General features: G+C 68.3%; 8 protein-coding genes. 2 read left to right on the plus strand and 6 right to left on the minus strand.

Annotated features, from left to right (window positions below; genetic code table 11):
* Both VGT00_18395 and VGT00_18400 read right to left on the minus strand, forming a co-directional pair.
* A partial coding sequence (locus VGT00_18395) for an RES family NAD+ phosphorylase (GenBank protein ID HEV8533400.1) occupies nt 1-329 on the minus strand: 329 nt, incomplete at its 3' end.
* Complete coding sequence (locus VGT00_18400; GenBank protein ID HEV8533401.1) at nt 329-844, minus strand: antitoxin Xre/MbcA/ParS toxin-binding domain-containing protein; 516 nt, start codon at nt 842-844, stop codon at nt 329-331. The genes VGT00_18400 and VGT00_18395, both read right to left, overlap by 1 nt.
* 287 nt (nt 845-1131) lie before the next feature.
* On the opposite strand from VGT00_18400, the gene murB reads away from it, so the two are divergent.
* Both murB and VGT00_18410 read left to right on the plus strand, forming a co-directional pair.
* Nucleotides 1132-2058 carry a UDP-N-acetylmuramate dehydrogenase gene (gene murB, locus VGT00_18405; GenBank protein HEV8533402.1) on the plus strand — a complete coding sequence of 309 codons (927 nt, stop codon included), beginning with the start codon at nt 1132-1134 and terminating at the stop codon, nt 2056-2058.
* A 285-nt stretch (nt 2059-2343) separates the two neighbouring features.
* Complete coding sequence (locus VGT00_18410; protein HEV8533403.1) at nt 2344-2574, plus strand: hypothetical protein; 231 nt, start codon at nt 2344-2346, stop codon at nt 2572-2574.
* Nucleotides 2575-2576: 2 nt separating this feature from the next.
* On the opposite strand, the gene VGT00_18415 is transcribed toward VGT00_18410, so the two are convergent.
* From VGT00_18415 to VGT00_18430, 4 genes are all read right to left on the minus strand, one after another.
* Nucleotides 2577-3620 carry a hypothetical protein gene (locus VGT00_18415; GenBank protein HEV8533404.1) on the minus strand — a complete coding sequence of 348 codons (1044 nt, stop codon included), beginning with the start codon at nt 3618-3620 and terminating at the stop codon, nt 2577-2579.
* Complete coding sequence (locus VGT00_18420; protein ID HEV8533405.1) at nt 3617-4288, minus strand: hypothetical protein; 672 nt, start codon at nt 4286-4288, stop codon at nt 3617-3619. The genes VGT00_18415 and VGT00_18420 overlap by 4 nt, the downstream gene beginning before the upstream one ends.
* A gap of 67 nt (nt 4289-4355) precedes the next feature.
* Nucleotides 4356-5327, minus strand: a complete 972-nt coding sequence (locus VGT00_18425) for an ABC transporter permease (GenBank protein HEV8533406.1) — start codon at nt 5325-5327, stop codon at nt 4356-4358.
* Between the two features lie 7 nt (nt 5328-5334).
* Nucleotides 5335-6289, minus strand: a 955-nt coding sequence (locus tag VGT00_18430) for an ABC transporter permease (GenBank protein HEV8533407.1), incomplete at its 5' end; no start/stop codon positions are given.

Below are 6289 nucleotides of genomic sequence, written 5' to 3' on the forward strand. Positions count from 1 at the left end.
GAGCGGAGCTCCTTCGCCCAGGCGGTCCCGAAGGTCATGCTGCCGGGCGTGGCGGGCACGCGCGGCCAGTCGCGCGGCAGCTGGGCCAGGGCGGGCGTCTCGGCGGAATGCTTGTCCGGCAGCTCGATCCGGACCAGCACCAGGTCGGGCGGCACGATCCCGGCCAGGTGCACGAACAGCTCCAGGGCCGCGATGGCGATGGTGCCGCCGGCATAGATGACGGGGGTCCCGATGTGGTTCCAGCGGCCGCCGCCGTCTCGCGCCCCGATCCCCAGCCGGTCGAGGGCAAAGGGACGGCGCGCGATGCGCCAGACGACGGCCCCCGGCACTACAACACGCCGCCGGCGTTGATGGCCTGCAGCACCCGGCGCACCTCGGCGGCCCCGGGTTCGGTATCCAGCATGGACAGGGGCGTGGCGCCGCTCAAGGCGAGGTTCGCGGTCTTGAGCCAGTGCGTGGCCGGCTCTCGGCCGCCGAAGGTCGTCTCTGCCATCCGCGCGATATCGGCCACCCGCACCACGCCCGCGGAGGCCGCGGCATCCAGGGTGCGATTGTCCTTGATCAGCTTGTGCGCGGTGCTCTCGGGGGTGTGGAGCAGCGCGAAGATGACGGCCTTGGGCACCTCGAGATACGCAACCATGTCGTCGACCATGCGTGCCCCCACGCCGGCCCGTATGAGGTCGATCTTCTGGGCCGCGGCGGTCTCGGTCGACACGAATCCCTGAAAGGCCGGGAGCTCTCGCGTGCTTCCCCCGCCCTTCCGACCGGCGGGCCGCATGCGCGCATGCCGCCGGGTCAGGACCGCCCCCGGCGATCTCTTCATGGCTTTGCGTCGCTTGGCCATCGAGGCTCCTCCCTGGTCTCTAGCGTAACTCCAAAACGAGAGTATTGCAACTCCTGATATATAGTGCTCCCTGCCCGGGAATGTACGGGGGGAGCGCCCAGGAATCCGCCGCCGACTGTCATTCTCTGTCACAATTCGTGACACCTGCCGTCAAACTCTCGTCGGCCACTGTCAGCGAACTGACGGATAAGCTTGCATATCGGCCCCTGGCACCGCCGATGCACTTGGACGCGCGCGAACGCAACTTCACGCCGCCTGGCCGATGGGCCGACGGATGGGAGGCTCAGATGCTAGGGCGAATCGTCGGCGCGGTCAGGTTCAGAGAACCCCTCAGCTTCCACACCTCGTTACGGATGGGCGGACCCGCGGAATTCTTCATCATGCCGCAGGACGTCGACGACCTCCGCTACGCGCTCGCCTTCGCCGAGCAGGAAGAGCTGCCCCTCATCGTGATTGGCGGCGGCAACAATCTGCTCGTCTCCGACCGCGGCCTGCAGGCCGTGGTGGTCAAGCTGCAGGGCATTCTCAGCCGGGCCGAGTTCGCGGGCGACGAGGTGGCCGTGGGCGCGGGCATGCCGCTCTCCGCCCTCATCAGAGAAGCGGCGGCCCAGGGCCTGGGCGGCCTCGAGTACCTGGCGGGGATTCCCGCCACGGTCGGGGGCGCGCTGGCCACCAAGGCGCGGACTGGCGAAGGCTCGCTCCTCCAGCACTGCTCGGCCATCTACTTCGTGCATCCCGACGGCACCCTGGGCGAGCACCGCGTGGGCGGACCCGCCACTGGGCAGAGCTTCGATCTGCCGGCGGGCGGCATCCTCGTGGGCTGCCGAATGCAGCTCGAGCGCCGTCCGGCGCAGGTGGTCCAGAAGGCCTTGCAGCACCGGCTGAAGGTGTGGAAGGAATCGCAGCCCTTCGCGCTCGCCACCGCGGGCTACATCTGGAAGAATCCGCCGGGCGACCGCGCGGCCCGTCTCGTCGAGACAGTGGGTCTTCGCGGCAAGCGGGTGAACGGCGCCGAGATCTCGTCGAAGTCCGCCAACCTGATCGTCAACCGCGGCGGGGCCACCCACCATGACATTCTCGCGCTCATGGAGATGGCGCGCGAGCGGGTCGAGACGCGGCTGGGCATCACCCTCCGCCCCGAGATCCGGCTGGTCGGCTTCCCCGCGGGCGTGCCCTTCGAGGCGCAGCCGCTGGAGCTCTCCGCCGCTCGCTAGCTCGCTGCTCGCTGGCGGGTGATCCGGGCCCGCCAGCTTCCTCCTGTGCCACACGCCTGCTGACCGCAACACCCCTTCCCAGAAACGGCTTGACAGCCCCGCGTCGAGGGGCTAACAGGCTCCTTGCCGGGACCGCATGACGATGACTCAGGACGCGGCGAAGGCATGGAGGACCGCCCCCTCATTCACTCAGCCCTCGCCTCGGCGCTAGGAGCGCCTCGGCTCGAACTGCGGCCCTCTCCCCCGATGGGAGAGAGGGATTCAATGGCAGACAGGAGAGACACGATGAAACGCCTGGTCGCCGGAGCGCTATTGCTGGGCTGTCTTCTCTTGGTCCCCGCCGCGGACGCTGGCCCACTCATCTCGGCGAAGCCCTGGGTCACGCAGTCGAATTTGAAGTTCTACTGGCCGCGGTGCTTCATCACCCGCTACCAGCCCGTGCAGTACTCGGCCCTCGACGAGGCGGGGCAACTGGTGACGTGGTGGATCTATGAGCCGATCTGGTTCTGCTGGTAGCCTCACTCGCTCGATTCGCGTTGCAGCGACAGCGAGTGGACGATGCGATCCGCCCCCGCTCCGGCGCCGGTCAGGGCGGCGCCGTCGAGGCGCAACCCGTAGCTGATCTCCGTCCCTGCCAGCGGCGACCCTGACTTGGCGTCGTACCGACCCGTCAAGGTGGCCGCCTGACCGGCGGTTTCGACGGCTCCCGATGCCGTTATCTCGAGACTATTGTCCAGGCGAGGACGGGTGAGGGTCCAGCGCAGGGAATCTCCTTCTGGATAGATCCTGAGCGTGACAGGGAGCGCCCTCGTGGGCAGGCGGAACGTGGCCTGCCCGCGCCAGACTCCGACGAATCCCGCCAGCTCCGGCGGCACCGGCCGGGCGCGCTCGGGAGCCCGAGCGGCCTCCGGCACCACACGCGCCGTCAGGTCCCCGGTACCGCGCAGGGGCACACGCACGGACTGTCGAGACGCATCATGGGCATCCACGAAGTGCACCAGGAGCACGCCATCCGCCATGCTGGTCGTCCCGACCGGCGGGATGAAGAAGACAAACCCGTGGGCCGACTGGCCGGGGTCCAGGAAGACCTCGGCGAGCTCCTTGCTGCGGTAGTCGCTCAGACGCGCCGTGCGCACGGTCTCTTTGTTGGCGGAGGCGGCCAGCACCCCGATGATCCCGAAGCCTATTCCCCAGCCGATGACTTCTCCCATGCCTTGATCGAACCGGGTGGCGACCGCCGTCGCCCCCGCCGAGGCGATCTGGCGGCCGTCGGGAAGGAGCAGGGTCATGTCCGATGCGCGCACGAGGAGCCGCCGCGGGCCCTCGTTCAGGACGAAGACCTGCACGGGCAGGATTCCCTCTTCGCCCATGTCGCCGTCGAAGGCCGCCTTATGTCGCTCCTTCTGGAGATAGGGATCGGCACCGACGGCGACCACGCCCTCCCGCGCCCAGGCGGGCATCACGGCCGGCCTGGGCACCGCTACACCTTTCGGCGTGTAGGAGGCGCATCCGTGGAGAAGAAGCAGCGAGGCGAGCCCCCAGGCGACCGTCGAGCGGCTCACGGTCTGAGCCTTTGCAGCAGGGTGGCGAGCCACTGGGGCATCCATCGGGTGCTCACTCCGCTCTGGCGCAGCCACGCGCGAACTTCGGGAACGTCGCGAAACCCCGCGGCCAGCTTGGTCGCCGCATCCTGAATGGCCAGATCCGCGGCGTCGCCCGGCCCCCGAGAGAAATCGAATCCGAACTGGCCCGGCTTGGCGCCGGCGCCCCTGACCGTCCACGAGGCGAGGAGCGCCCCGTCGGGCGCGTGCAGCTTGATCCGGTAGGTGATCTCCGCGGTGTAGGTACCCGACTTGAGAAAGGGCAGGCCGAAATCGAAGGCCTCGATGGACGGCTCGATCACTCCGGCCATCTTCGGTCCCCCTTCGGGAAGGGGCGGGCGCCCGGAGACGGGCAGTCGTCCCTCGAACAGATGCTGCCACGCCCCATCGAGCACGAGGACGCTGGCCGGGCCAAGAGCGAAGTCCCAGCGATCGCCTCCCCGCCAGATCTTGACTTCACGCTGACGAAACTCCGAGCTGTAGTACACCCCGACGACCACGGGAAGCTGGGCAGCCCCCTGCGGGCTCACGAAGGTGGGCTTGAGCGGGATTGTGTGCGAGCAGGCCGTCAGCACCCCCAGAGCCAGAGGAGCGATGACGAGGCCGATCCGGCGCCATGCGGCGATCATGGTCCCCCCCGGCGGCTTCCCCTCTATGGGCGCCGCCCGGGGCGGGATTATCGCATACGCTCGCGGGCTATTTCAGACGCGGATCGAGGGCGTCGCGGAGGCCGTCCCCGAAGAGGTTGAAGCCGAGGACGGTGATGAAGATGGCCAGCCCCGGGAAGAGCGACAGCCACGCGTTGGCCTGGATGAAGGACACATTGGCCTTGAGATCCCAGCCCCAGCTTGGGGTCGGCGGCTGCGTCCCCAGGCCGAGGAAGGAGAGGGTGGCCTCCACGATGATCGAGGTGGCGATGCCGATGGTGGTGGTCACGATGATCGGGGCCAGGCAGTTCGGCAGCACGTGGCCGAACAGGATCCAGGGATCACGCACGCCGAGGGCGCGGCAGGCCTCGATGTACTCCTTTTCCTTGATCGAGAGCACGCTGCCCCGGACCAGGCGTGCGTAGATCGGGATGCGCGCGATGGCGATGGCCCCGGTGACCTTCATGGTGCCGATCAGCCCCGCCGTGGGCGTGAAGATGACCATCAGGATGATGACGAGCAGGTAGATCGGGAAGGCCAGGATCAGGTCCATCACGCGCATGATGCCCGTGTCGACCCGCCCCCCGTAGAATCCGGCGATCAGGCCGAAGGGCACGCCGACGAACAGCGCGAGCAGCACCGACGACACCCCCACCAGCAGCGAGATGCGCGTGCCGTGGACGATGCGGCTCAGCATGTCGCGTCCGAGCTGATCGGTCCCCAGGGGATAGTCCCAGCTCGGACGCTCGAACGTGTGAGTCTGATCGCTGGCAATCGGGCTCTGAGGCGCCAGCACGTCCGCGAAGATCGCCACGAACACCAGGATGATGACGATGCCCGCGCCCACCAGCGCGGCCGCGCTGCGCCGGAGCCGGCGCAGTCCCTGCACGAACGGCGATTCCGCGGGCCTGGCGCGGGCCCCCCAGGCGACTCCGGTGGCCACCGGGAGGTCGGCCTCACCCAGGCTTCCTCCGCGGATCGGCCGCGACTTCGTCGGGAGCGTGTCGCCACCGTCGGCCATGGTCTCCTCAGGCGTACCGGATCCGCGGATCCAGGAAGGTGTAGGTCATGTCCACGAGGAAGTTCATGACGACGAAGGCGAGCGCCGTCAGCAAGGCGAAGCCCTGCACCTGCTGGTAGTCGCGCGCGATGATGGCCTCGATGCCGAAGGTGCCCAGGCCCGGCATGGCGAAGAGCGTCTCCACCACGATCGCGCCGCCGATGAGGAAGCCGATCTGGAGCCCCATCACGGTCACGGTGGGGATCAAGGCGTTCTTCAGCGCGTGCTTGAATATGATGGGCCGCTCGGAGAGGCCCTTGGCGCGCGCGGTGGTGACGTACTCGGTGCGGATGACCTCCAGCATGCTCGAGCGGAGGAGACGCGTCAGGATGGCGGCCCGCCCCACCCCGAGTGCGATGGCGGGCATGAGGACGTGCTGCATGTTGCCCCAGAGGCTCGACCCGCAGACCATCGTCGGGCACGTGCCGGGCAGGTACACCCAGCCCGAGCTGGGGAGTAGGCCCCCGAGGCCGATGGAAAAGAGCAGGAGGAGGAGGACGCCGATGAAGAACTCGGGGATGGACACCCCGATCATGGCCACCGAGGTCGCCGTGTAGTCGGCCCAGGTGTTCTGGCGCAGGGCGCCGATGATGGCGGCGGGGAGGGCGATGGCCAGGGCCACGCCCATCGACAGCACGATCAGCTCGAGGGTCACGGGCAGGCGGATGAGCACGTCCTGGAGGACCGGACGCCCGGTAAGGATCGAGGCGCCCCAGTCGCCCTGCGCGAGCTTGCCGAGCCAGATCAGGTACTGAATCACGATCGGCTTGTTCAGCCCGTAGGCTTCACGCGCCTTGATCGCGTCCTCCTCGGTGTAGGCATCGCCGAGGAGCGACACGACGGGATCGCCGGGGACCGATCGCATCATCACGAACACCACGAAGGTGATCGCGAGGACCGTCGGCACGATCTGGAGCAGCCGT

This window comes from Candidatus Methylomirabilota bacterium, from assembly GCA_036002485.1.
GTDB lineage: Bacteria > Methylomirabilota > Methylomirabilia > Rokubacteriales > CSP1-6 > AR37.

Bases quoted from the DNA above. Each gene is read 5' to 3' on its own strand.
- VGT00_18400 (HEV8533401.1), bottom strand. From the start codon at position 844: ATGGCCAAGCGACGCAAAGCCATGAAGAGATCGCCGGGGGCGGTCCTG.
- murB (HEV8533402.1), top strand. From the start codon at position 1,132: ATGCTAGGGCGAATCGTCGGCGCGGTCAGGTTCAGAGAACCCCTCAGC.
- VGT00_18410 (HEV8533403.1), top strand. From the start codon at position 2,344: ATGAAACGCCTGGTCGCCGGAGCGCTATTGCTGGGCTGTCTTCTCTTG.
- VGT00_18420 (HEV8533405.1), bottom strand. From the start codon at position 4,288: ATGATCGCCGCATGGCGCCGGATCGGCCTCGTCATCGCTCCTCTGGCT.
- VGT00_18425 (HEV8533406.1), bottom strand. From the start codon at position 5,327: ATGGCCGACGGTGGCGACACGCTCCCGACGAAGTCGCGGCCGATCCGC.